This is a genomic window from Bacillus sp. EU52, from assembly GCF_037964975.1.
Taxonomy (GTDB): domain Bacteria; phylum Bacillota; class Bacilli; order Bacillales; family Bacillaceae; genus Bacillus; species Bacillus subtilis.
This window is the reverse complement of record NZ_CP150177.1, coordinates 1,477,919-1,501,925: the sequence shown is the minus strand read 5'-3', so window position 1 is coordinate 1,501,925 and position 24,007 is coordinate 1,477,919. Positions and strand designations below refer to the sequence as shown.

General features: G+C 41.9%; 27 protein-coding genes. 10 read left to right on the top strand and 17 right to left on the bottom strand.

Annotated elements, in window-relative coordinates:
• Positions 1–3 precede the first annotated feature (3 nt).
• Positions 4–1,332: a PhoH family protein gene (locus NSU05_RS07870; protein WP_003245272.1), complete on the bottom strand. Its 1,329-nt coding sequence runs from the start codon at positions 1,330–1,332 to the stop codon at positions 4–6.
• A gap of 154 nt (positions 1,333–1,486) precedes the next feature.
• On the opposite strand from NSU05_RS07870, the gene NSU05_RS07865 reads away from it, so the two are divergent.
• On the top strand, positions 1,487–2,116 hold the full coding sequence (locus NSU05_RS07865) for a YhcN/YlaJ family sporulation lipoprotein (protein WP_038428912.1): 630 nt from the start codon (positions 1,487–1,489) through the stop codon (positions 2,114–2,116).
• 82 nt (positions 2,117–2,198) lie between these two features.
• Entirely contained in the window at positions 2,199–2,408 is a 210-nt protein-coding gene (locus NSU05_RS07860; protein ID WP_003232271.1) for a YlaI family protein, read from the top strand.
• Between the two features lie 55 nt (positions 2,409–2,463).
• Here NSU05_RS07860 and NSU05_RS07855 read toward each other — a convergent pair whose 3' ends face one another.
• Together NSU05_RS07855 and typA are read right to left on the bottom strand one after the other, a co-directional pair.
• Positions 2,464–2,781 carry a YlaH-like family protein gene (locus NSU05_RS07855; RefSeq protein ID WP_038428911.1) on the bottom strand — a complete coding sequence of 106 codons (318 nt, stop codon included), beginning with the start codon at positions 2,779–2,781 and terminating at the stop codon, positions 2,464–2,466.
• Positions 2,782–2,837: 56 nt separating this feature from the next.
• Positions 2,838–4,676 carry a translational GTPase TypA gene (gene typA / locus NSU05_RS07850; RefSeq protein WP_003232278.1) on the bottom strand — a complete coding sequence of 613 codons (1,839 nt, stop codon included), beginning with the start codon at positions 4,674–4,676 and terminating at the stop codon, positions 2,838–2,840.
• A gap of 112 nt (positions 4,677–4,788) precedes the next feature.
• Here typA and NSU05_RS07845 point away from each other — a divergent pair, with 112 nt between their 5' ends.
• Positions 4,789–4,977: a YlaF family protein gene (locus NSU05_RS07845; RefSeq protein ID WP_014476712.1), complete on the top strand. Its 189-nt coding sequence runs from the start codon at positions 4,789–4,791 to the stop codon at positions 4,975–4,977.
• A 272-nt stretch (positions 4,978–5,249) separates the two neighbouring features.
• On the top strand, positions 5,250–5,861 hold the full coding sequence (locus NSU05_RS07840; RefSeq protein WP_015383573.1) for a hypothetical protein: 612 nt from the start codon (positions 5,250–5,252) through the stop codon (positions 5,859–5,861).
• 39 nt (positions 5,862–5,900) lie between these two features.
• On the opposite strand, the gene sigQ is transcribed toward NSU05_RS07840, so the two are convergent.
• The 4 genes from sigQ to NSU05_RS07820 are packed head-to-tail and all read right to left on the bottom strand — an operon-like array spanning position 5,901 to position 8,911.
• A complete protein-coding gene (sigQ, locus tag NSU05_RS07835) occupies positions 5,901–6,194 on the bottom strand; it encodes an anti-SigP sigma factor SigQ (RefSeq protein ID WP_003232283.1) in 294 nt (97 codons plus the stop codon).
• A complete protein-coding gene (ylaC, locus tag NSU05_RS07830) occupies positions 6,191–6,712 on the bottom strand; it encodes an RNA polymerase sigma factor YlaC (RefSeq protein WP_038430006.1) in 522 nt (173 codons plus the stop codon). Before ylaC ends, sigQ begins: the two co-directional genes overlap by 4 nt.
• Complete coding sequence (locus NSU05_RS07825; protein ID WP_003232287.1) at positions 6,712–6,981, bottom strand: hypothetical protein; 270 nt, start codon at positions 6,979–6,981, stop codon at positions 6,712–6,714. The genes ylaC and NSU05_RS07825 overlap by 1 nt, the downstream gene beginning before the upstream one ends.
• The gene (locus NSU05_RS07820) at positions 6,971–8,911 is read right to left on the bottom strand and encodes a hypothetical protein (RefSeq protein WP_082200942.1); all 1,941 of its coding nucleotides are present in this window, start codon (positions 8,909–8,911) and stop codon (positions 6,971–6,973) included. The genes NSU05_RS07825 and NSU05_RS07820 overlap by 11 nt, the downstream gene beginning before the upstream one ends.
• Before the next feature lie 285 nt (positions 8,912–9,196).
• Here NSU05_RS07820 and nprE point away from each other — a divergent pair, with 285 nt between their 5' ends.
• Together nprE and NSU05_RS07810 are read left to right on the top strand one after the other, a co-directional pair.
• The gene (gene nprE / locus NSU05_RS07815) at positions 9,197–10,762 is read left to right on the top strand and encodes a neutral metalloprotease NprE (protein ID WP_003245026.1); all 1,566 of its coding nucleotides are present in this window, start codon (positions 9,197–9,199) and stop codon (positions 10,760–10,762) included.
• 351 nt (positions 10,763–11,113) lie between these two features.
• Positions 11,114–12,028, top strand: coding sequence for a class I SAM-dependent methyltransferase (locus tag NSU05_RS07810; protein WP_015715830.1), 915 nt, complete (start codon positions 11,114–11,116; stop codon positions 12,026–12,028).
• A 77-nt stretch (positions 12,029–12,105) separates the two neighbouring features.
• Here NSU05_RS07810 and NSU05_RS07805 read toward each other — a convergent pair whose 3' ends face one another.
• The 3 genes from NSU05_RS07805 to NSU05_RS07795 form a co-directional block, all read right to left on the bottom strand.
• On the bottom strand, positions 12,106–12,534 hold the full coding sequence (locus NSU05_RS07805) for a GNAT family N-acetyltransferase (protein WP_080031034.1): 429 nt from the start codon (positions 12,532–12,534) through the stop codon (positions 12,106–12,108).
• Between the two features lie 25 nt (positions 12,535–12,559).
• Complete coding sequence (gene suhB / locus NSU05_RS07800; protein ID WP_014476703.1) at positions 12,560–13,357, bottom strand: inositol-1-monophosphatase; 798 nt, start codon at positions 13,355–13,357, stop codon at positions 12,560–12,562.
• 139 nt (positions 13,358–13,496) lie between these two features.
• Positions 13,497–13,685, bottom strand: a complete 189-nt coding sequence (locus NSU05_RS07795) for a hypothetical protein (protein WP_009967148.1) — start codon at positions 13,683–13,685, stop codon at positions 13,497–13,499.
• Between the two features lie 239 nt (positions 13,686–13,924).
• Between NSU05_RS07795 and NSU05_RS07790 the strand changes: the two genes are divergently transcribed.
• Positions 13,925–14,563 carry a YktB family protein gene (locus NSU05_RS07790; RefSeq protein ID WP_015252167.1) on the top strand — a complete coding sequence of 213 codons (639 nt, stop codon included), beginning with the start codon at positions 13,925–13,927 and terminating at the stop codon, positions 14,561–14,563.
• A gap of 32 nt (positions 14,564–14,595) precedes the next feature.
• On the opposite strand, the gene NSU05_RS07785 is transcribed toward NSU05_RS07790, so the two are convergent.
• A complete protein-coding gene (locus NSU05_RS07785) occupies positions 14,596–14,862 on the bottom strand; it encodes a UPF0223 family protein (protein ID WP_014476700.1) in 267 nt (88 codons plus the stop codon).
• A gap of 184 nt (positions 14,863–15,046) precedes the next feature.
• On the opposite strand from NSU05_RS07785, the gene speA reads away from it, so the two are divergent.
• Positions 15,047–16,519, top strand: coding sequence for an arginine decarboxylase (gene speA / locus NSU05_RS07780; RefSeq protein WP_017694801.1), 1,473 nt, complete (start codon positions 15,047–15,049; stop codon positions 16,517–16,519).
• Positions 16,520–16,557: 38 nt separating this feature from the next.
• On the opposite strand, the gene NSU05_RS07775 is transcribed toward speA, so the two are convergent.
• Positions 16,558–16,677 (bottom strand): GapA-binding peptide SR1P, encoded by a 120-nt coding sequence (locus tag NSU05_RS07775; protein ID WP_003232305.1) that lies wholly within the window; start codon positions 16,675–16,677, stop codon positions 16,558–16,560.
• A gap of 418 nt (positions 16,678–17,095) precedes the next feature.
• On the opposite strand from NSU05_RS07775, the gene slp reads away from it, so the two are divergent.
• Positions 17,096–17,470, top strand: a complete 375-nt coding sequence (slp, locus tag NSU05_RS07770) for a peptidoglycan-associated lipoprotein Slp (RefSeq protein WP_003245672.1) — start codon at positions 17,096–17,098, stop codon at positions 17,468–17,470.
• A gap of 44 nt (positions 17,471–17,514) precedes the next feature.
• On the opposite strand, the gene lpdA is transcribed toward slp, so the two are convergent.
• The 5 genes from lpdA to NSU05_RS07745 all read right to left on the bottom strand — a co-directional run bounded on the left by lpdA (position 17,515) and on the right by NSU05_RS07745 (position 23,565).
• The gene (gene lpdA, locus NSU05_RS07765; RefSeq protein ID WP_003232309.1) at positions 17,515–18,927 is read right to left on the bottom strand and encodes a dihydrolipoyl dehydrogenase; all 1,413 of its coding nucleotides are present in this window, start codon (positions 18,925–18,927) and stop codon (positions 17,515–17,517) included.
• A gap of 4 nt (positions 18,928–18,931) precedes the next feature.
• Positions 18,932–20,260: a pyruvate dehydrogenase complex dihydrolipoyllysine-residue acetyltransferase gene (gene pdhC, locus NSU05_RS07760; RefSeq protein WP_003232311.1), complete on the bottom strand. Its 1,329-nt coding sequence runs from the start codon at positions 20,258–20,260 to the stop codon at positions 18,932–18,934.
• Between the two features lie 114 nt (positions 20,261–20,374).
• Positions 20,375–21,352 (bottom strand): pyruvate dehydrogenase complex E1 component subunit beta, encoded by a 978-nt coding sequence (gene pdhB / locus NSU05_RS07755; RefSeq protein ID WP_003232313.1) that lies wholly within the window; start codon positions 21,350–21,352, stop codon positions 20,375–20,377.
• A 3-nt stretch (positions 21,353–21,355) separates the two neighbouring features.
• Positions 21,356–22,471, bottom strand: coding sequence for a pyruvate dehydrogenase (acetyl-transferring) E1 component subunit alpha (pdhA, locus tag NSU05_RS07750; RefSeq protein WP_003222294.1), 1,116 nt, complete (start codon positions 22,469–22,471; stop codon positions 21,356–21,358).
• Between the two features lie 422 nt (positions 22,472–22,893).
• Positions 22,894–23,565, bottom strand: a complete 672-nt coding sequence (locus NSU05_RS07745; protein WP_038428909.1) for a YkyA family protein — start codon at positions 23,563–23,565, stop codon at positions 22,894–22,896.
• 213 nt (positions 23,566–23,778) lie between these two features.
• Here NSU05_RS07745 and NSU05_RS07740 point away from each other — a divergent pair, with 213 nt between their 5' ends.
• Positions 23,779–23,937 (top strand): YjcZ family sporulation protein, encoded by a 159-nt coding sequence (locus NSU05_RS07740; protein WP_003232317.1) that lies wholly within the window; start codon positions 23,779–23,781, stop codon positions 23,935–23,937.
• The last annotated feature ends 70 nt before the right edge of the window (positions 23,938–24,007 follow it).

The following is a 24,007-nucleotide window of genomic DNA, read 5'->3' as shown; positions in this document are numbered from 1 at the left end:
ATGTTACAGCAAATCAGCTGCGAGCTGAGCGAGACCTGATCTCTCACCTTTTAACAGCTTCACGCTGCCTGAGATGGGTTGTCCTTTAAACCGCTCAACCACATAGGCCAAACCATTGTTCAGACTGTCTAAATATGGGTGATCAATTTGTTCAGGGTCACCCATTAAGACAATTTTACTGCCTTCACCGACTCTCGTCAGCAAAGTTTTCACCTCATGCCTGGTCAAATTTTGCGCTTCATCAATGATAATAAATTGATCTGGAATGCTTCTCCCTCTGATATAAGTCAGCGCCTCTACCTGAATTGAGCCAATTCCCGCCAAAATAGCATCAAGCTCCCCTGGTTTTTTCGCATTAAACAGAAACTCTAAGTTGTCAAAAATCGGCTGCATCCAAGGCTTTAGCTTTTCCTCTTTTTCGCCTGGCAAATACCCGATGTCCTTGCCAACAGGAACAATCGGCCTTGCGACGACCAGCTTTTTGTATATTCCCAAGTCTTCTGTCTGTAATAGCCCTGCCGCCAAAGCTAAGAGCGTTTTGCCGGTTCCCGCTTTGCCGATCAGGGTGACAAGCGGAATATCTTCCCGCAGCAAAAGCTCTAATGCCATTGTCTGCTGTACATTTTTCGGCCTGATTCCCCATATATGTTCATCATCAAATACGAGTCTTTTTAATACCGTTCCGGTTTTGTCTGCAATTCCGACTGCCGAGGAGGACCCTCCTAGCTCATCCTTCATTAAAGCAAACTGATTCGGATAAAACGCATGCTGTTTCACATCGTTTACTGAAATTTGATTTTTCCCGTAAAAAGAGCTGAACAGCTGCTGGCTGATATATAAATCTTTATAGCCGCTGTACATTTCATCATTGTCCACAACACGGTCATTCAAGAAATCTTCAGCAAGCAGTCCGATTGCGTCGGCTTTAACCCTGACCAGTACATCCTTACTGACAAGGATAACCGGCCTGCCATTTTCCTTGGTTTCTTCCTCGAGGCTTAAGTTTTTCGCAACGGCTAATATGCGATTATCGTTCGTCTTTTCAATAAAGATCTCTTGCAGCTGGTGAAACGAACGATGATTCAGTTCAATTCTCAGTGTGCCGCCGGTGTCAAGCGGTACATGCTCATGCAGCCTGCCCTTTTGTCTTAGCGCATCGATTAGCTTAGATACGTGCCTTGCATTCCTCCCAACTTCGTCCATATACCGTTTTTTTGAATCAACCTCTTCTAAAACGACAGCAGGGATGACAACCTCATTTTCTTCAAAAGAAAATATCGCGTTAGGATCCTGTAATAACACATTCGTATCTAACACATAAATTTTACTCAAGTCTCAGCCTCCTGATATAAGGGTCAAAGTTCTTCCTGCTTCTCTTTTGATGAAAAAGGTGAATGCCTGCTAAAATATATGTTTTTGTGCATAAAGATAGAAGGTTAATTCAACAATAAAATTAATAAAAGCATTTTAAGGAGGGAACCCGCAAGTGCGAATTCTTTTCATTATCATACAGCTGACACTTATCCTGTCCGCTTGTGCCTATCAACAAGGAAAACAGGGCCAGAATGTTGAAAAAGAATCAACAAGACAGCAGGAGACTAAACCGATTCACGTAAAGGACACAACTCAAGAAACAAAAGACAATGGAACAAGAACGGATATTGCCAAGCATCTTGTCAGCGTTGCTGAAAAAAACCCCGACGTCAAGGATGCAACAGCCGTTGTGCTGGGAGGCTATGCTGTTGTTGGGATTGATGTCGATGATACTTTGGACAGAAGCAAAGTGGAAACCATTAAATATTCTGTAGCTCAGGCGCTAAAGAATGATCGATATGGCACCAACGCAGTAGTCATTGCTGATCCCGATACGGTCAGCCGCCTTCGCGAAATGAGCAGAGAAATCAGCGAGGGCCATCCGGTAACAGGTATACTGGATGAATTAGCCGCAATTGTCGGCCGAGTGCTTCCCGAAGTGCCTAACGATGTGATTGACAATGAAGACGAACCGCAAACAAAGCAGCAAAATGACCAATTAAATAGAAAACAGCAACAGGAAATGGAGAAGGAGCAAAACGATCAATCTGATCATCATATGAAAAAGAACAACAATGACTAAGCTATAGCCTTGCGCTTTAGCTTTTTCTTATTTTGGACAGCTTCTGATCCGTGCTATAATACATGTTAGTGAAAGAGGTGATATGATGAGGGTCAAATGTTCTATTTGCGATAAAATTGAAACAATTGATGATGATACCCTGATCGCGAAACGGCTTCGAAACCGCCCGATCCATACATATATGTGCCAGGAATGCCACGATCGGATTGCCAAAAAAACAGAGGAACGGCTGAAAACGGGAAAATTTACTTTTCACCCGGGACAGCAGAAAAAAGAAAAAGTCAAAAAATAAAGCGGCCGCTTAACCATACAGAACACAAAAAAGACTCAGCTTTCAGCTGAGTCTTTTATGATTTTTCAGACTGTCCTTTTTTCGACTGATACAGCCGGATTTTGTAAATGATTAAAATCAGCGCAGCGACGACCAATCCTTCTGCCACGGGCAAAAACACCCCTAAAAAAGTCAAAACAGTGCAGCCCAACGCCAAAAATACATACACCACTGCAGATTTTAATACAGGAAGCCGTTTAGCAAATCCAAGCTTAAATACAATAACGGCCAACACAAAAATCGTGCCGTACAGCAGCCACATGCCTGCCGCAGGCTGCCGGTCTACTTGATATAGAGCGGCGAAGAACGACAGACGTTCGCTTACGTCATTCAAAAAGATTCCCTCCCCTGTAAACGTACGGGTTCTATCTTTTCAAATTCTGCACGAGATTAAGACAATCCTGCTGTTTTTTTCTTTTTAGCTGCTTTTTCACGTTCGTTCTTATTGAGGATCTTCTTTCTTAAACGGATGGATTCAGGTGTTACTTCACAATATTCATCTTCGTTTAAGTACTCTAGAGACTCCTCAAGAGACATGATGCGTGCTTTTTTAATTGTAGTTGTCTGATCCTTTGTCGCAGAACGGACGTTTGTTTGCTGTTTCATTTTGCTGACGTTAACAACAAGGTCATTGTCACGGTTATGCTCTCCAACGATCATTCCTTCGTATACTTCAGTACCCGGCTCAACGAAGATGACACCGCGGTCTTCAATTCCTTGAATACCGTATGATGTTGCTTTTCCGTTTTCCATTGACACAAGTACACCTTGACGGCGTCCGCCGACTTGGCCCGCCTGCATCGGCTGGTAGCTGTCAAACGTATGGTTCAAAATACCGAATCCGCGTGTTAATGATAGGAATTCTGTAGAGTAACCGATCAATCCGCGGGAAGGAACTGTAAAGATGAGACGGACTTGGCCGTTTCCGTTGTTGATCATATCAACCATTTCGCCTTTGCGGGCACCCATTGATTCCATGACAGAGCCAGTATGCTCTTCAGGAACATCAATTTGCACACGTTCAACAGGCTCACAGCGTACGCCGTCGATTTCTTTGATAATAACTTCAGGTTTTGACACTTGAAGCTCATAGCCCTCACGACGCATATTTTCAATTAAAATTGACAAGTGCAGCTCACCGCGTCCTGAAACAACCCAAGCATCAGGAGAAGCTGTTGGCTCAACACGCAAGCTCACATCCGTCTGAAGCTGTGATTGAAGACGCTCTTCGATTTTGCGGGCCGTTACATATTTGCCTTCACGGCCTGCAAACGGACTGTTATTCACGACAAATGTCATTTGAAGTGTCGGCTCATCAATGCGAAGCACCGGAAGCGGATCTTGATGGTCTACAGGACATACCGTTTCACCAACGTTGATATCTTCCATCCCGGAAACCGCAACGAGGTCTCCCGCTTTTGCTTCTTCAATTTCCACACGCTTTAAGCCTTGGAAACCAAAAATCTTTGTAACACGGAATGACTTTGCCGTTCCGTCAAGCTTCATAAGAGAAACCTGCTGTCCGACTTTCATTGTGCCGCGGAATACGCGTCCGATTCCGATACGGCCTACATAGTCGTTGTAGTCAAGAAGGGCAACTTGGAATTGAAGCGGCTCCTCTGCATTATCAACAGGTGCCGGAACATGCTTAATAATGGTTTCATATAAAGCTTCCATGTTTTCATCCTGTTGTTTCGGATCAAGACTCGCTGTTCCATTAATCGCGGAAGCATATACCACTGGGAACTCGAGCTGCTCTTCATTGGCATCAAGCTCAATGAACAGATCCAGAACTTCATCGATAACTTCCTCTGGACGAGCAAAGTCACGGTCAATTTTGTTTACAACAACAACAGGGTTCAGGTTTTGCTCAAGAGCTTTTTTCAGAACAAAACGAGTTTGAGGCATACAGCCTTCATATGCGTCAACGACAAGCACTACGCCGTCAACCATTTTCATAATCCGTTCTACTTCTCCCCCAAAGTCTGCGTGTCCAGGGGTGTCCAAAATATTGATACGTGTATCTTTATAGTTAATCGCAGTATTTTTCGCCAATATTGTAATGCCGCGTTCGCGTTCAAGATCATTAGAGTCCATTGCGCGTTCAGCAACCTGTTCGTTGGCACGGAACGTACCAGCCTGATGTAAAAGCTGATCGACTAAAGTCGTTTTCCCATGGTCAACGTGGGCAATAATCGCGATGTTGCGAAGATCATTTCGAAGTTTCACTTTTTCATCTCCTAAAAAAATTAGATAACTTTCATATTATACCACACATCCTCTTTAAAAGCGTCACGTTTTTCAGTAAACTTAATATAAGACGTAAAAGGGGATGGAAAATATGAAAAAAATGAATTGGCTTTTACTATTATTTGCATTTGCAGCGGTTTTCAGCATTATGCTGATCGGCGTCTTTATCGCTGAAAAAAGCGCTATTGGCATCATCGCCAGCATTGTACTTGTTTGCGCTGTCATGGGCGGCGGATTTACATTAAAAAAGAAAATGCGCGAACAAGGCTTGCTTGATTAAAAGCATTGCCCCGCCGGCGACATTGTAATCAAAAAACACCGCAAAGATAGCGGTGTTTTCCATTTCTTTAAGCCTTATCTCCCCTGTTTCTTAGTCAGGAAGATGCAAATCATCCTTCATACATAGACAAACGTTCTAACGATCACACGTGCAGCCTTCAAAAAGTAGTTCGGCAACGATACACATAAAATACCATAGCGCCTATTCCTCCACCGGAAACTACTCCCTATAATGGAATTTGTAGCACAATTCATAAAAGGGAGAGAAGAAACATGAAGAAAACATTTGTAAAAAAAGCTATGTTAACGACTGCCGCAATGACATCAGCTGCTCTATTAACGTTCGGTCCTGATGCAGCCAGCGCAAAAACACTGGTTGATAACACTGCTGTTCAACTCCAGCATCAGGCGAGCACTAACGAAGATCTCAATACATTCATTGATATATTAAATCAATGTATATACGAACAAGACGGTGTATATTATTTTGACAGCGAAAAAGCTGTCGAGTTAGGAATGACAAAAGAAGAGGCTCAGGTAATTGCTACACTCTGGGAATCGACATCAGAATTTTTCAGCATTGTTTCACAATGTGTGTATCTCGAGGATGGAAATTACAAATTTGATACAGAAAAAGCAGTTGAACTTGGCTTCACAGAAAAAGAAGCACTTGCACTTGAACAATTTTTCTCCGCTGTTTCTCTCAAGATTCACATTCTTCAAGCAGCCATTGTGCTACAAGATGATGTGTACAGCTATGATAAAGACGCAGCGCTACAAGCAGGTGCAACGCCACTGCAAGCTGACGTTTATGAAAAACTCTTCAGTGCCCTGTCACAAGAACAGCTTGCCGCTATTTACGATATGATTCATCCCCAGGCTTAATGTAAAAAAGCGCTTGCCGGAATCGGACAAGCGCTTTTTTTATATCAGCAGTTTGATGATCAGCATCATGGCAACCGCCGCTCCAAACCAGCAGGCAGCTTTCATGATCAGTAATCCATAGTACCTCTGTTTAAAACGCAGTTCTTCTTCCGGCAGATAAGCCTCCTCAACGGCCTGTTCGCTTTCCAATTCAAATGGCTCAGCCATCGTGTCATACATGTCTCTGCAGCTGCTGCACATTTTTAAATGCTCTTCTATAACGTGTTCCGTTTCTCTTTTACAATCACCTTCAAGATACAGAGGAAGCAGGTCTCTTACTAGAAAGCAGGTCATATCCGCTCCTCCTCTCTACTTTTCGTCATGTTTTTCTTTAGCTCTAATCTAGCCCGGTGCAATGTGGTTTTCACCTTAGAAAGACTCCATCCTAATATCTCAGCGATTTCTTCATAAGAAAGCTCTTGGAATTCTCTTAAAATCAAAACGGATTGATGCTGATCTTTTAACTTCAGGAGCTCCTGCCGCAGTGTTTCGCTTTTCACCGTCCGTGACAGATACTGTTCAGGCTGGTCATAAGTTGTTTGCGTTAACCCTTCATTTTTGCTGATTTCAGTAAATTGGTATTTGACATCCCTTCGGTACCAATTGATAAAGGTATGATGCGCAATGGTGTAGAGCCATGTTCTGATGGAAGAATGCCCCCTAAACGAAGCCAGACCGTTAAGAGCTTTTACAAACGTGTCCTGCGCTAAGTCCTTGGCTGTTTCAAGATGATGAGTCCTTCTGAATAAATAATTTAAAATTTCTTGATAATACTGCCGATACAAGTCCTCAATGGAATCCCTATGCTTCATTAAAAGTAAAACCACACCGTCATCCAAATGGCCAATAAAATGAAACAGATATACATGGAAGACAGGTATACTTTCATATATCTGATTTGGCTTTCTTCTTCAGCACCGGGACTTCTCTTTAAACAAGTTTTACTCTTTAAGTCTTCCGCATTCTTTTGAAATAGGGATTCATGCTGTTTCATCCATTCCATTGATTCATCCTCTAGCTCTCCTTCTTTATACAGGTCGTATAAGTCTACAAAAACAGACTCTTTTTCTTTATGATTCATAAAGACTTTTCACCTCTTGTGTTTCTCCATCCACTACATAGGCATCATGGCGATTTGAACCAAACGGCTGAATAATGATCAGCCATGCATAATGCCGTTCATCCCCTCTTTGAACGATAATCGGACGCATACGCTTTTTGTAAATAACACCCTGATATAGAGAAGCTACCTTTTCGTATGCCAATGTTCCATTACGATACGTATAAGGGAATGACTGATCAGGTGTATCGCTGTATACATAAACGTTTAGCTGACCTTGATCTTCAAAAAACTCATATGTTTTAGAAGAATCAGTATACATCACCATGTCACCCTGACTGCTTTTTTTCTTCTTTTCTGATCCACGAGCATCGAAGATCGATAATATCTGATGCTGCATCCGGCTGTTAGCCATTGAGATATTCTTTTTCATCGGAAGCGAAAGACTATGTAAACAACCTGATTCGCCCTCAAATTCCAAAACAATTCCACCTTTTGTTTCCACTCTCACCATGCTTCCGAGCAGGCTATTGCTTTCAATATCAGTGATCTGATAAGGCTGTTTTGAGATGTTCAGCGCTGTAAACATTTGTTCCACTTTGTCTTGAATGTCTTGTTCCGTTATATGAACATGCAGAAGAGAGTCAAGCTGGTAAATCGATGGATCTTCACTAAAACCCATTAAGGTTTCCTTTTCCCAATAAAATACCGCGCCATCATCAGCATGATCTTTTTTATGAAGCTGGTTTTTCAGGTATATACGTACGACTGTCTGGCCGTCCTCATTTGATACCTTTGTTTCGATATGATCCTTATGTAACACACGTCCGTGTCGCTCAAGGAAAGCGATGGACTTCCGCTTGTACTCCTGATTCGTTAGCTTTTTCCCATGTGCTTTTTGTAAGTATTCATAATTACGAATCAGCTGCGATACTTCATCTACCTCAGCTTTGTAACCTTTGCTTTCAAATGAGTAGAAATAATGCACATCCATGTTTGTATCATGCAAATAAAGTGTTTCATCCGTAGGAAAAAATGACTTTAGTATCTGTTCCGCTTTTTCTGATGAAATGTGCTCCCCGACAAAATTGAATGAATCATGGACATTTGCTGGCTTTGATACAGCGAAAGCAGCCGTTCCTATGTTATATATCGGATTTAACAGCAGGACAAAAAACACCAGGACAGCCATCGTCACCCACTTATTCACACGCACATAAACCTTTCCTGACTTTTGGAACAGATGATAGCTCATCAAAAATCCCGCCATTGCCAAATAAATCGTATATGGCATTACTGCACCATAATCTTTTGAGATTTGATTGGGATATGGCGCAAGCAGCAAGACAAGCAGTCCGATAATCAGCGTATAAAATAAGCCTAGTAAGATCTTATCCGTTCTCCAATACAGCTTGAAAAACACTACATTCAACGCAATGGGAAGAGTGATGATGAAAAACAGAAACACGAATGCAATCGGCTCCATCCCATCCGGGTATTCCTTCCAATACGAAAAGAAACTAAAAATCATTTGTACGATCGGCAAACTGACAACGGCAAGGTCGAACGTATAAAACTTACCCTTTCCGCCATGATCACGCGGCATCAGCATATAGTGAAAAGCCGTCAGCAGCACATATCCGTATAACAAAAAATGCAGCAGCGGCAGCAGTTCTTTTCCGTCCTCTCTTAAGTAAGCGCTGGTGAAGTTTGTTGATTGCACCTGGTGAATAAGTTCAACAGACACTCCCGCCAGCAGCACAATCCGCAATATAACACCCGCCAAGAACATTGTGCGCTGCCGGTTTATTTTGGGATGATGCACCAAAAGATATAAGCCCGCCAGAACAACAATTGACCATTGAATCAGCAGGGTGCTTTGTCTGCTTAATATAAAATAACGTTCGAAATGCAATACATAATGACTGAATAACTCCAACACGAACAACAATCCTTTACTTCTTATTAAGGCCTCATTCGGTTAGACAGCGGACTTTTCAAAAAGTTTCAAGTTGAAACAAAAAATATCTCATCTTCCCCTTGATATGTAAAAAACATAACTCTTGAGTGAACCGTCACATGACACTTGACTCATCTTGATATTATTCAACAAAAACAAACACAGGACAATACTATCAATTTTGTCTAGTTATGTTAGTTTTTGTTGAGTATTCCAGAATGCTAGTTTAATATAACAATATAAAGTTTTCAGTATTTTCAAAAAGGGGGATTTATTGTGGGTTTAGGTAAGAAATTGTCTGTTGCTGTCGCTGCTTCGTTTATGAGTTTATCAATCAGCCTGCCAGGTGTTCAGGCTGCTGAAGGTCATCAGCTTAAAGAGAATCAAACAAATTTCCTCTCCAAAAACGCGATTGCGCAATCAGAACTCTCTGCACCAAATGACAAGGCTGTCAAGCAGTTTTTGAAAAAGAACAGCAACATTTTTAAAGGTGACCCTTCCAAAAGGCTGAAGCTTGTTGAAAGCACGACTGATGCCCTTGGATACAAGCACTTTCGATATGCGCCTGTCGTTAACGGAGTGCCAATTAAAGATTCGCAAGTGATCGTTCACGTCGATAAATCCGATAATGTCTATGCGGTCAATGGTGAATTACACAATCAATCTGCTGCAAAAACAGATAACAGCCAAAAAGTCTCTTCCGAAAAAGCGCTGGCACTCGCTTTCAAAGCTATCGGCAAATCACCAGACGCTGTTTCTAACGGAGCGGCCAAAAACAGCAATAAAGCCGAATTAAAAGCGATAGAAACAAAAGACGGCAGCTATCGTCTTGCTTACGACGTGACGATTCGCTATGTCGAGCCTGAACCTGCAAACTGGGAAGTCTTAGTTGACGCCGAAACAGGCAGCATTTTAAAACAGCAAAATAAAGTAGAACATGCCGCCGCCACTGGAAGCGGAACAACTCTAAAGGGCGCAACTGTTCCTTTGAACATCTCTTATGAAGGCGGAAAATATGTTCTAAGAGATCTTTCAAAACCAACAGGCACCCAAATCATCACATATGATTTACAAAACAGACAAAGCCGCCTTCCGGGCACGCTTGTCTCAAGCACAACGAAAACATTTACATCTTCATCACAGCGGGCAGCCGTTGACGCACACTATAACCTCGGTAAAGTGTACGATTATTTTTATTCAAACTTTAAACGAAACAGCTATGATAACAAAGGCAGTAAAATCGTTTCTTCCGTTCACTACGGCACTCAATACAATAACGCTGCATGGACAGGAGACCAGATGATTTACGGTGATGGCGACGGTTCATTCTTCTCTCCGCTTTCCGGCTCATTAGATGTGACAGCGCATGAAATGACACATGGCGTCACCCAAGAAACAGCCAACTTGATTTATGAAAATCAGCCAGGTGCATTAAACGAGTCTTTCTCTGACGTATTCGGGTATTTTAACGATACAGAAGACTGGGACATCGGTGAAGACATTACGGTCAGCCAGCCTGCTCTTCGCAGCCTGTCCAACCCTACAAAATACAACCAGCCTGACAATTACGCCAATTACAGAAACCTTCCAAACACAGATGAAGGCGATTATGGCGGTGTACACACAAACAGCGGAATTCCAAACAAAGCCGCTTACAACACCATCACAAAACTTGGTGTATCTAAATCACAGCAAATCTATTACCGTGCGTTAACTACGTACCTCACGCCTTCTTCCACATTCAAAGATGCCAAGGCAGCTCTCATTCAGTCTGCCCGTGACCTCTACGGCTCAACTGATGCCGCTAAAGTTGAAGCAGCCTGGAATGCTGTTGGATTGTAATATTAGAAAAAGCCTGAGATCCCTCAGGCTTTTATTGTTACATATCTTGATTTCTCTCTCAGCTGAAACGACGAAAAGATGCTGCCATGAGACAGCAAACCGCTCCTGATTTGCAAAAAGAGGGATGCAGCCGCAAGTACGCATTTTATAAAAGCTAATGATTCAGTCCACATAATTGATAGACGAATTCTGCTACAGGTCACGTGGCTATGTGAAGGATCGCGCGTCCAGTTAAGAGCAAAAACATTGACAAAAAAATTTATTTATGCTAAAATTTACCATTAATATATTTGTATGTATAATAAGATTCTCCTGGCCAGGAGAATCTTATTTTTTGTGGAGGATCATTTCATGAGGAAAAATGAGTCCAGCTTAACGTCTTTGATTTCAGCGTTTGCCCGTGCTTATCACAGCAAATATGACACACCTCTTATTTTTGATGATTTTATCGCAAAAGATCTCATTAACGAAAAAGAGTTTATCGACATCAGTAAAAATATGATTCAAGGAATATCGTTTTTCAACAAAGAGATCGCCGAACGTCTTCAAAATGATCCTGAAAAAATATTAAAATGGGTTGCACAAATCCAGCTGTCTCCCACGCCACTAGCACGTGCTTCTTATTGTGAAAAAGTCTTGCACAACGAATTAATCCTGGGGGCAAAACAGTATGTCATTCTTGGAGCGGGGCTGGATACCTTCTGCTTTCGGCATCCAGAATTAGAAAACAGCTTACAGGTTTTCGAGGTTGACCATCCGGCTACACAGCAATTCAAAAAAAATAAGCTGAAGGATGCAAATCTGACAATTCCGGGTCATCTTCATTTTGTTCCTATGGATTTCACCAAAACGTTTTCGTATGATCCTCTCTTAGATGAAGGATTTAAAAACACAAAAACATTCTTCAGCCTTCTCGGAGTGTCTTATTATGTAACACGGGAAGAAAATGCAAGCTTGATCAGCAATTTATTTTCTCATGTCCCGCCTGGAAGCTCTATTGTTTTTGATTATGCGGACGAAACACTTTTTACAGCAAAAGGGACGTCGAATCGAGTTGAACATATGGTGAAGATGGCTGCCGCAAGCGGGGAACCGATGAAATCATGTTTCACTTATCAAGAGATTGAACATCTGTTAGAGTCATCTGGTTTACTGATCTATGAACATCTATCACCAGACGACATTAATGACCTTTTGTTTAGTAATCGAAAAGACAATTTGTCAGCGTTTGAAACGATTCATTATATTCATGCAGTAAAAAAATAATTTTCAAATTATCAGAAGCCTCTCAATGTTTGAGAGGCTTTTTATTGAACCCGCATGCAACAAATAAGCTGCCATTATCATATGGCAGCTTCTGCTAAAGGCTTCACCAGGATCATAAATGATTTGCCTTTCTCATCTTTTTCCGTTTTCAGCTGTTCAAAGCCGCATTGGCTTAAAAACAGTATCCATTCCCTGCGCTCAATGGGAACTCCCGCAAACATCGCTTTATGTTTCGCTCTAAGCAATTTGCTGATCTGTTCAATGATCATCTTCGCATGTCCCTTTTTTTCTTCAGCCGGGTCAATCAGAACCGTTCCGAGCCACGGCTTACCGTTTGAAGGAGACCACTCGAGATGGTAGCTGACGGCAACAGGCATACCGTCTTTTTCCCATACAAGCCATGAACCGTTGTACATGGAGTAGGAAATGATATAGTCTTCTGCATCTTTATCTCCAAACTCCTCCTCTTTCCATACAGGATGAGCCTCCGCGAGCTTTTCTAACAAGCTGAGATCATCCTGCTCAAATGGCCTACTTCCCAGCATGAAGATACTCTTCAAATATCGTTTTATGTATAGATGGATTTCCGGCTAGCACACTGTGGTTTTCTAAAAAGGTAAACGGCTCTCCTTCAATGGTCGTATAGATGCCTCCTACTTCATTTAACAGCACACAGCCGGCTGCGTAGTCCCATGGCGCAAGCCGCATCGTGATGTAAGCATCTATTCTTCCTGCCGCGACATTTGCCAGCTCTAAAGCGGCAGAACCGTAGGAGCGTGTGCCTCTGACTCTTTTCACAAGTGGCGCTAACACACTTTGATCAATTCTTCTGTTTTCCGTTACCCATGTTGCATTAATGGCAAGTATCGCTTCTTCAATGACGGTTTCTTTTAATGGAGCCAGCTTCGTTTCATTCATATAAGCTCCTCTGCCGCTAAATGCGTGATACAACTCATCGTGCACCACATCATAAATTAAACCGATTTTCCCTTCACCGTTTTCAAAAATCCCAATGGAAATCGCAAAATTTCTTTGCTGGTGCACAAAATTCATCGTCCCATCAATCGGATCAATAATCCATACGACTCCCTCAAGTGAGTGGATTTTGTCTCCTTGCCCCTCTTCACCGAGTATCCGATGTCCCGGAAATGTTTCTTGAATTCGATCAATGAAAAACTTTTCGGTTTCTTTGTCAATATTGGTGACTAAATCATTCGGATTTGATTTCGTTTCAATTGTCAGGCTTTCATGCATGGATTGTTTAATTCTCGCGCCTGCCTCTCTTATCCATTTCTTTGCAATCTCATCGATTTCCGTCCAATTTGTCATTCGTTCGTACCTCTCTTCTATGTAGACCTTTTATTTTATAGGATACTGATAACGGCAATGAAAAAGCAAGGAAAATGAAAAATATCCCTTCTCACGTAAAAACGAACCATTCATGCGGTTCGTTTTCACTATCGCTTTTTTACCCGTTAAGACGAATCCATTCTTTTCTAAGTCGCTCAAGTTTGTTTTTGCTTTGTTCAATCTGCTCTTCATTTTCTTTCTGCATTGCTTCATATAGGGTTGCCAATTCATAATCAACCTCTAGTCTCCAGACAGCAACACGATTGTTTTTCTCTTCCTTAAATCCCTCTTTTACAACTTGCCTCATTGTCTTTCGCCCCTTCCAGAGATCATTTGTTTGTAAAAAAGCATCCCATTTTGCCATTCAACAATGATTACTTCTTATATCGTATGATTGTTCTATTTACGCGCAACATGATTCTGAAAATTGTGTGTTTACCTACTCGTTTATTACCACATTTCCCCTTACTTCAAACGCGCTCAATCTTTTTGAAGCTCGTATGAACTGTGATAAAATATGTATACTTAGCATGAAGGAGGAAAATCATGACACAAATGCGTTTCACTGAAGAAGACTTTAACACATTTACAATAGAAGGCTTAGACGCGCGCATGGAAGTATTAAAAGAGACGGTCCGTCCGAAGCTTACAGCTCTAGGCGAACATTTTGCCCCAACTTTATCAGCTTTAACCGGAGATGAAATGTTTCCGCATGTGGCGAAGCACGCAAGAAGATCCGTCAATCCCCCGGCTGACAGCTGGGTGGCGTTCGCAAACAGCAAAAGAGGCTATAAAAAACTGCCGCATTTCCAAATTGGTTTATGGGAAAGCCACGTCTTTGTGTGGTTCGCGATTATTTATGAATCCCCTATCAAAGAAGAATACGGCAAATTGCTTGAAGTGAACCAAGAAACCATTACGAAAAATATCCCTGACAGCTTCGTTTGGTCTGCAGATCACACAAAACCGGGCGTACATAAACAGTCTGAAATGGACAAGGAACAACTGAAGACACTGTTTGAGCGTTTGCAGACTGTAAAGAAAGCTGAGCTGTTATGCGGCATCCAGCTCCAAAAAGAAGAAGTGCTGAATATGAATAACCAGGAATTCCTTCAGCGTATCGATGATGCCTTTAAGCAGCTTGCTTTTCTGTACCGTCTCACCCAAAAAGTATCACAAGCATAAAAAAGAGCCGGGATATCCCCCGGCTCTTTTTCTTACATCTTAATCTTCGCGTGATCAGATTCTCTCGCCTGTTTGACCGTGCGATAAGGAGAATATGTACTTTGTTCCTCAAACTCGCCGCATATCTTTTTTTCTTCGGCCTTCCCCGGTACAATTTCCTTGAAACGGCGGTAAGCTTTAAGCAGTTCTTCACGATCCGCCCCTTTTTCATATGCAAGCTCAACCTGCTGGAAAAATGCAATCACATCCACTGCTTCTTCGGTTGTCCAATCTTCATTCATCGGATATTGATACTCCATTTTCTTCACTCCTTATAGATTTACTTCCCTTAAGAGAAAGCATCTTCATTTGATCATAAATTGTTCTTTACATTCTTTCAAGTTCATAATATAATTCATTTGTTTTACGTCTAAAAAACGGTTGAGAAACTGATTTTAATACACACTATTATGCATAGGTATGATTACAAAGGTGGGAAAACAATTGTCGCAACATGAAACACCCTTATACACAGGACTGAAAAAGCATGCAAGCAGACAGCCTGTTCAATTCCACATTCCCGGCCATAAAAAAGGGGCAGGAATGGACCCAGAATTCAGACAATTTATCGGTGAAAACGCGTTAAGCATAGATTTGATTAATATTGAACCATTAGACGATCTGCACGCGCCAAAAGGCATTATTAAACAAGCACAAGATCTGGCTGCTGAAGCATTTGGAGCGGATCATACATTTTTTTCTGTTCAAGGAACAAGCGGCGCCATTATGACAATGGTAATGGCTGTTTGCGGACCTGGTGATAAAATTATTATTCCAAGAAATGTTCATAAATCAATTATGACAGCTATTGTATTTTCCGGAGCGATTCCAATTTTTATTCATCCTGAAATTGACAATGAATTGGGCATCTCCCACGGAATTACACTTGAATCTGCTAAACGGGCGCTTACCGAACATCCGGATGCAAAAGGGCTTCTCGTCATCAACCCGACATATTTCGGTGTTGCAGCCGACTTAAAAAGCATCGTAGAACTCGCTCATTCGTTTGATGTGCCAGTGCTTGTGGATGAAGCACACGGCGTTCACATTCATTTTCACGACGAATTGCCGCTATCGGCTATGCAGGCAGGAGCGGACATAGCAGCGACAAGTGTACACAAGCTGGGCGGATCACTCACGCAAAGTTCGATTTTAAACATGAGAGAGGGCCTTGTATCAAAAGACAGAGTGCAATCCATACTGAGCATGCTGACAACTACGTCAACTTCTTACTTGCTTCTCGCTTCTTTGGATGTTGCCAGAAAACGCCTTGCAACAGAAGGCCACCAGCTTGCTGAGGAAACACTAAAGCTTGCCAATCAGACGAGAGATCGCCTCAACCAGATTGAAGGCATTTATTGTGTCGGTTCTGAGATTCTTGGTTCGAAAGCAGCTTACAGCTATGATCCGACAAAATTGATTATCTCTGTGAAAAGTCTTGGCCTGACAGGGCATGACGTGGAAAAATGGCTTCGTGAATCCTTTAATATTGAGGTTGAGCTTTCTGATCTGTACAATATTTTGTGTATTTTCACTCCTGGTGACAGCCAAAATGATGCAGACCGGCTTGTAGAGGCTTTAACTGAGATCGCACAGCAAATGTCAGAACAAGATGTAACACATCAGCAAACTGAGGTTCTGCTTCCAGAAATACCTTTATTGGCAATGACTCCGCGTGATGCTTTCTATGCAAACACGGAAGTCATCCCATTAAAAGAAGCATCCGGACGGATTATTGCTGAATTTGTCATGGTATATCCGCCTGGTATTCCAATCTTCATCCCAGGAGAAATTATTACAGAAGAAAACATCAGCTACATTTTTAAAAACCTTGACGCAGGCCTCCCTGTTCAAGGACCTGAGGACTCGACTTTACATATGATCCGGGTCATCAAAGAACAAAAAGCAATTCAATAAAAAATAAAAAGCATGCGGCTTAAAGCCGCATGCTTTTTTTACTCTTCATCAACAGGACATTGACATTGTCCGCAGCATGTTCCGTATAATGTTGTCACTTTCTCATCTTCAAAGTAATGAATGGCTTCGTTGCAATCTTGGCAAACAATCGTACCCATCTCTTATTCCCCATTTCTTTGAAATTTGAAAACGCTTAATTTCTTTTGTTGTTATTATATTAATATGTCACATTTAAAATGTCAACAATAAACTGTATAACACATTTAATTTTAGATCATCATATAGACCGTGCTTTTCCATTTTCCCTCATACAATATCTTCTTCATACAGAAGCTTTACTCGATATATATGCCACAGCACATAATGTAATTTCACGTTTTCTTGAACTTTCATCCAAGAATGCAGCAAAAAATTCAATATACCCCAGGTTGCTATTTTAAACGATTGATATAATATGTAATCTCACTTTAAAAACGGTTTCAATTATATAACAATTAGGTAACAAGAAGCAGATTAAGCCGCCTCTCGTGATAAACTAAAGCTAGTTAACTACTGTTTATACAGAGGAGAAGATAGATGCGATATCGCGCGGTATTCCCTATGCTGATAATAGTATTTGCTTTATCGGGCTGTACGCTTTCCACCATCAATCCGATGAAAAAAAGCCGGATTGACAACATTCATCATACACAAATCCTGTTTTTTTCTGATGAGAACCAAATAGACCAGGAAGCGCCTTATTACGATGCACTGCTTGATTTAGAAAAAGATTATCCCGAGCAAATAGATAAAATGAAGGTCTATGATAAAAAAGAAGGCTGGGAAGATGAGATTGAAACTGTCCCTACCCTTATGGTTGTTGATCAGCGCCATGTCGTGGTGAAAATCGAGGGATGTGTGAAAAAGAAAGAAGACATCATTAAACCATTACAGCATGTGCTGTCAAAATAAAAAAACAGCCCCGCTTTGAGCGAGGGCTGTTTTTGATATGAAAATTATTTTACGATGTGAATCGGACTTCCGATTGCCACTTCAGCAGCTTCCATTGTGATTTCGCCCAATGTTGGGTGAGCGTGAATTGTCATCGCGATATCTTCAGCAGTCATGCCGCCTTCAATCGCTAAGCTTAATTCAGAAATCATATCAGAAGCACTTGCTCCGGCGATTTGTGCACCGATCACAAGACCGTCCTCTTTACGAGTGATCAGCTTCATGAAGCCGTCTGTTTCGTTAAGAGAAAGCGCGCGGCCGTTTGCTGCAAATGGGAATTTAGCAGCAACAATGTCAAGACCTTCTTCTTTCGCCTGTGCTTCAGTGTAACCAACTGATGCAAGTTCAGGCTCAGAGAAAACAACCGCAGGAATACCAAGGTAATCGATTTCTGCAGGCTCTCCAGCGATAGCTTCTGCTGCGATTTTACCTTCGTAAGATGCTTTATGAGCAAGAGGCGGTCCTTCGATGATATCACCGATTGCATAAATGTTAGGTACGTTTGTGCGGCACTGTTTGTCAGTTTTCACGATACCGCGGTCCGTCATTTCGATACCGACTTGCTCAAGACCAAGCTCATCAGTGTTTGGACGGCGTCCTACTGTAATCAATACGTAATCAGCATCAACCGTTTTTTCTTCGCCTTTTACTTCGAAAGTAACTGTTACGCCGTCTGGTCTTTCTTCAACGCCTTTAGCCATCGCGTTTGTATGGATTTCAACGTTGCCTTTTTTCTTCAGTCTGCGTGTAACGAGAGAACTCATTTGTTTTTCGAAGCCAGGAAGAATTTCATCTCCGCCTTCAAGAATAACAAGTTCAGTACCGAAGTTAGCATACGCAGTTCCAAGTTCAGTTCCGATGTATCCGCCGCCGATAACAACGAGCTTTTTAGGAATTTCTTTAAGAGCCAAAGCGCCAGTTGAATTCAGCACACGCTCACTATATTTGAAGTTTGGCAATTCGATAGGACGAGATCCAGTAGCAATGATTGCGTTTTTGAACGTGTATGTTTGAGCAGAGTTCTCATCCATCACACGAACTGAATTGCTGTCTACAAAGTAAGCTTCACCTTTTACAACATCTACTTTGTTACCTTTAAGAAGACCTGCTACACCGCCAGTAAGCTTGTTGACAACAGAAGCTTTCCATTCTTGAACTTTTGTGAAATCAACTGTTACATTCTCAGCAGTGATTCCCATGTCATCAGAATGTTTTGCATTCTCATAACGGTGACCTGCATTGATCAGCGCTTTTGAAGGGATACATCCAACGTTCAGACAAACGCCTCCAAGAGTTGCTTTTTCAACGACTGTTACTTTTTGTCCAAGCTGTGCAGCGCGGATGGCAGCTACATAGCCGCCAGGTCCCGCACCAATTACAAGAGTATCTGTTTCAATAGGGAAATCTCCTACTACCATAACATTACGCCTCCATTAAAATTAATTGTGGATCGTTCAGTAAACGCTTGATGTGATTTAATGCATTTTGCGCAGTTGCTCCGTCGATCATACGGTGGTCGAAGCTGAGAGAAAGAGCTAAGACTGGAGCTGCTACGATTTCGCCATCACGAACAATCGCTTTTTCTGCAATGCGTCCGATACCAAGAATCGCAACTTCTGGATGGTTGATAACCGGAGTGAACCATTGTCCGCCGGCAGAACCGATGTTTGTAATTGTGCAAGATGCGCCTTTCATTTCAGCTGGAGCAAGCTTGCCTTCACGAGCTTTTGTTGCAAGGCCATTGATCTCATCAGAAATTTCAAAGACAGATTTACGATCTGCATTTTTCACAACCGGTACAAGCAAGCCTTTTTCAGTGTCAGCAGCGATACCGATGTTGAAGTAATGTTTTTGGATGACTTCATCTGTTTTATCGTCAATTGACGTGTTTAAAACAGGGAATTTTTTCAGTGCAGATGTAAGAGCTTTTACAACGTAAGGCAAGTAAGTCAGCTTGATTCCTTGATCAGCAGCAACCTGTTTGAACTGTTTACGATGTGCAACAAGGTTTGTTACGTCCACTTCGTCCATTAACGTTACGTGAGGAGCAGTGTGTTTAGAGTTAACCATCGCTTTTGCAATTGCTTTACGGATACCGCTCATTTTTTCGCGTGTTTCTGGGAATTCGCCCTCTGGAGCTGGTGCAGCAGCCGGTTTAGCAGCTGTTTCTTGTGGTGCAGCTGTTTCTTGCGGTGCAGCTTCTTGCGCTCCTCCGTTTACAAAGCTGTCGATATCTTCTTTTACAACACGTCCGTTGTTGCCTGAACCAGTAACCTTACGGATGTCTACGCCTTTTTCACGAGCATATTTACGTACGGAAGGCATAGCGATCACGCGTTTGTTCGGGTCAACTTCAGCTTGATCCTGCTGTCCTGCGCCAGTAGCTTTTGCAGGCTCTTGAGCTTGCTCTTCTTTCGCAACGTCTTGTCCAGCTTCTGCAGTTGACTGAACTTGTGCTTCAGTTTTCGCATCGTCAGACTCGTCGCTGCCTTTAAATTGAAGATCTTCGTAACCAGGTGCATCAAACGTAATAATCGTTTGTCCAACCGTTGCAACCGTTCCCTCTTCAACTTTTAATTCTAATACTTTTCCTTTAACAGGTGAAGGAATTTCTACTACTGCTTTATCATTTTGGACTTCAGCCAGTACATCATCTTCGTCTACCTCGTCGTTAGGCTTGACAAACCATTTTACGATTTCGCCTTCGTGGATACCTTCCCCGATATCTGGAAGTTTAAATTCAAATGCCACAGTTCTCGACCTCCTAGTTTGATTAAGCAATTTTAAAGTTTACATCGTAAGCATTGAAAACAGATATATAATAGAGGGAAAACGTTCATCTTCCCTCTCGATTATTCAGTTTGATTAAAATTCAAGCACTTTTCTTGCTGTTTCAAGAACGTCTTTATGGTTTGGAAGCCATACGCTCTCCGCTTGAGAGAAAGGAAATACTGTATCTGGCGCTGCAACGCGAAGTACAGGTGCTTCCAAGCTCAGGATCGCACGGTCATTAATTTCTGCTACTACGTTTGCAGCAATACCGGCTTGTTTTTGTGCCTCTTGAACGACAATCGCGCGTCCTGTTTTTTCTACAGAGGCGATAATTGTATCGATATCAAGTGGGCTTACTGTACGAAGGTCGACAACTTCAGCAGAAATGCCGTCTTTTTCAAGCTCATCAGCAGCTTTTAATGATTCATGAACCATTGCGCCGTAAGTGATGATTGAAAGATCAGTACCTTCACGTTTCACGTCAGCTTTTCCAAGCTCAATTGTGTATTCTTCTTCAGGAACTTCCTGACGGAAAGAACGGTAAAGCTTCATATGCTCTAAGAAGACAACAGGATCATTGTCTCTGATCGCAGAAATTAAAAGTCCTTTGGCATCGTAAGGAGTTGATGGAATCACAACTTTGATACCAGGCTGTTGTGCAACAAGACCTTCCAAGCTGTCAGCGTGAAGTTCAGGAGTATGAACACCGCCGCCGAATGGAGAACGAATTGTTACAGGTGAAGTCCAGCGTCCGCCAGAACGGTAGCGCATACGAGCCATTTGGCCAGAAACTGAATCCATTACTTCATAAACAAATCCGAAGAATTGGATTTCCATTACCGGACGGAAGCCGTTTAAGCCTAAACCAAGGGCAAGACCGCCGATACCAGATTCAGCAAGTGGCGTGTCAAACACACGGTCTTCACCGAATTCTTTTTGCAATCCTTCTGTCGCACGGAATACGCCGCCGTTTACACCAACGTCTTCTCCGAAAACTAAGACATTTTCGTCATTTTTCAGTTCTGTGCGTAACGCATCCGTGATTGCTTGAATCATTGTCATTTGCGCCATGGCTTACTTCGACTCCTTCTGTGTATAAATTTCAAATTGCTCCTCAAGGTTGTGAGGCATTTTTTCGTACATGATTTTCATTAAATCAGTTACTTTTTGCTTCGGTTCAGCATCAGCTTTTTTGATCGCTTGCTTAATTTCTTCTTTCGCATCCTCAATCACTTTTGCTTCTTCTTCTTCAGACCATAAGCCTTTGTTTTCAAGGAACGCACGGAAGCGTACAAGCGGATCTTTTTGTTCCCACTCATTTTCGATTTCTTTTGTACGATATTTAGTAGGATCGTCACCAGCCATTGTGTGCGGGCCATAACGGAATGTAAGTGTTTCAATTAGTGTTGGACCTTCGCCGTTGATTGCACGCTCGCGTGCTTCAGCAGTTGCTGCGTATACAGCAAGCGGATCCATTCCGTCTACTTGTACGCCGACAATACCGGCAGCTACAGCTTTTTGTGCAATTGTTTCAGCTGCAGATTGTTTTTCAACAGGAGTTGAAATCGCATAACGGTTGTTTTGCACCACGAAGATTGCAGGTGCTTTATAAGCTCCGGCAAAGTTAATTCCTTCGTAGAAGTCCCCTTGAGAAGCTCCGCCGTCACCAGTGTAAGTGATTGCGACAGCTTTCTTACCGCGTTTTTTAAGACCTAGCGCAACACCGGCAGTTTGAATGTATTGAGCACCGATAATGATTTGTGGAGAAAGGGCATTCACATCATCAGGCATTTGGTTTCCTCTGAAATGTCCGCGAGAGAAAAGAAACGCTTGATATAATGGAAGGCCGTGCCAAATTAACTGAGGCACATCACGGTATCCAGGAAGAACAAAGTCTTCTTTTTCAAGCGCGAAATGCGTTGCAATCTGAGAAGCTTCTTGACCCGCAGTAGGAGCGTAAAATCCGAGACGTCCTTGACGGTTTAATGAGATAGAGCGTTGGTCAAGCACACGCGTAAATACCATGCGGCGCATTAGCTCTTTTAATTGATCATCAGTTAAATCAGGCATCGCCGCTTCATTCACGACTTCTCCCTTTTCATTTAAAATTTGGAACGTTTCGAACTGCTTTTTAATGGCATCAAATTGCTTCTTACTGTCAACGATAGCTTTTTTCGTTTTTGCAGCCATACTAAGTCACCTCTTCCTTTCTTTTAAACAGTCATTAGACGTGCATTCCTTTTATACATACAAACTTAGGGTACCCTAAAGTATCAGCAGTAAGTCGTATTATATTTTAGCCGATCCCCAGTTTGCCAAAACCTTTTATGTAGGATAGTTACACTCTGCTTTGAACTGTATTATTTCGAAGTTGTAAAAAACTAATACAACACCGCTTAACATGGATTAGTTTACACCAAATAAAGAAGAACCGTCAATCGTTTTCATCGCTGATTTTCAATAAATGTATTCGCTTTACATTTTCAACAAAAAAACAGATGCCAACCGCGCCCAAAACTGTACTAGTATACCTTACTATGCTGTACTACAATAGAAATGAAAATTTTGAATGAAATCCGAATCGCATTTCATTCAAAAAAGAGCTGATCGAGTCAGCTCTTTTTCACACGATAGCCTGCAGCATCATATAAATCTTCCCGGGCTTTATTATATTTTTCGGTTTGTTCATTAAATTCTCCGCTATATTTAAGGATCTTTTCATAAGAAGCATTAACTTTATCGATCTGCTGATCCAGATCATCTCTTGTCAAGTCTTTGTCTTTCAGCTGCATATACAGTTTTTTATTAAGCTCAAGCGCTTTTTTATACTCTTTATACATAGTGCCATATGATGTATATCTTTTCTCCATATGGTTTGCTGCGGCATCGGCCTTTTCTTTTATGTCTTTTTCCTTAATATGTTCCGCTGACGTTTTTGCTTCCTCAAATTCTGTTTCCGATTTTTTCATGCTGTCATTTTCAAGCTTTAGGTGTTCTTCGCGCTTGCTGACATTTTCAAGCGCCTTATTAGATAAAGCAACAATTTTTTTATAATCATCCATATTGAGCTTCATAACACTATCGTAAAGCTGATTTTCTTTGGCCTCTAATTCTTTGAGTGTTTTTTGTTCTTCTTGAAACGGCTTTTCCGATTCCGCGGCTTTTTCTAACGAATGATGAAGTGAATCAACCGGGTCCTGTCCCATGCATCCTGTTAATATCAGTGCCATGGCACAAAAAGCTCCGATCTTCATTCTAGGCCGCCGTTTTATTGCGTCTTTCACGTTAAATCCCCCAATCTTGACAATTTCTACTATAGAATCCATGGGGACATTTGGCAATAGTCGTGCTGTATTAATGCAATACTGAAATTAAATCAAAAAAGTGAAAAATCAGGACAGATGACCATACAACTTTTTTGTTTTTACATAGGTTATATTAGACGCTATGCCTACTTATAAAGGCTCTGGCGTAATTAAAAGAGGAGGTTATGTAATATGTATGGATATGGTTACGGCGGAGGCTGCTGCAGTTATGGTGGTTACGGATATGGTGGCTGCGGATATGGCTACGGCCGCACCTTTGCGCTAATCGTTGTTTTATTCATTCTGTTAATCATTGTCGGAGCTGCTTATTTAGGCGGAGGCTGTTGCTAACCACACAGCATGAAATTGACCAGCCATATACGGCTGGTCATTCGTTTCGTTGCACCTTTGTGAAGAAATC

Coding starts and splice junctions, on each gene's coding strand:
- NSU05_RS07840 (WP_015383573.1), top strand. CDS start 5,250: ATGAAGAAAACATTTGTAAAAAAAGCTATGTTAACGACTGCCGCAATG.
- slp (WP_003245672.1), top strand. CDS start 17,096: ATGCGATATCGCGCGGTATTCCCTATGCTGATAATAGTATTTGCTTTA.
- pdhB (WP_003232313.1), bottom strand. CDS start 21,352: ATGGCGCAAATGACAATGATTCAAGCAATCACGGATGCGTTACGCACA.
- NSU05_RS07825 (WP_003232287.1), bottom strand. CDS start 6,981: ATGAATCATAAAGAAAAAGAGTCTGTTTTTGTAGACTTATACGACCTG.
- lpdA (WP_003232309.1), bottom strand. CDS start 18,927: ATGGTAGTAGGAGATTTCCCTATTGAAACAGATACTCTTGTAATTGGT.
- sigQ (WP_003232283.1), bottom strand. CDS start 6,194: ATGACCTGCTTTCTAGTAAGAGACCTGCTTCCTCTGTATCTTGAAGGT.
- NSU05_RS07785 (WP_014476700.1), bottom strand. CDS start 14,862: ATGGAGTATCAATATCCGATGAATGAAGATTGGACAACCGAAGAAGCA.
- NSU05_RS07740 (WP_003232317.1), top strand. CDS start 23,779: ATGTATGGATATGGTTACGGCGGAGGCTGCTGCAGTTATGGTGGTTAC.
- NSU05_RS07810 (WP_015715830.1), top strand. CDS start 11,114: ATGAGGAAAAATGAGTCCAGCTTAACGTCTTTGATTTCAGCGTTTGCC.
- pdhA (WP_003222294.1), bottom strand. CDS start 22,471: ATGGCTGCAAAAACGAAAAAAGCTATCGTTGACAGTAAGAAGCAATTT.
- NSU05_RS07775 (WP_003232305.1), bottom strand. CDS start 16,677: ATGGGTACGATTGTTTGCCAAGATTGCAACGAAGCCATTCATTACTTT.
- NSU05_RS07860 (WP_003232271.1), top strand. CDS start 2,199: ATGATGAGGGTCAAATGTTCTATTTGCGATAAAATTGAAACAATTGAT.
- NSU05_RS07845 (WP_014476712.1), top strand. CDS start 4,789: ATGAAAAAAATGAATTGGCTTTTACTATTATTTGCATTTGCAGCGGTT.
- NSU05_RS07795 (WP_009967148.1), bottom strand. CDS start 13,685: ATGAGGCAAGTTGTAAAAGAGGGATTTAAGGAAGAGAAAAACAATCGT.
- NSU05_RS07790 (WP_015252167.1), top strand. CDS start 13,925: ATGACACAAATGCGTTTCACTGAAGAAGACTTTAACACATTTACAATA.
- ylaC (WP_038430006.1), bottom strand. CDS start 6,712: ATGAAGCATAGGGATTCCATTGAGGACTTGTATCGGCAGTATTATCAA.
- suhB (WP_014476703.1), bottom strand. CDS start 13,357: ATGACAAATTGGACGGAAATCGATGAGATTGCAAAGAAATGGATAAGA.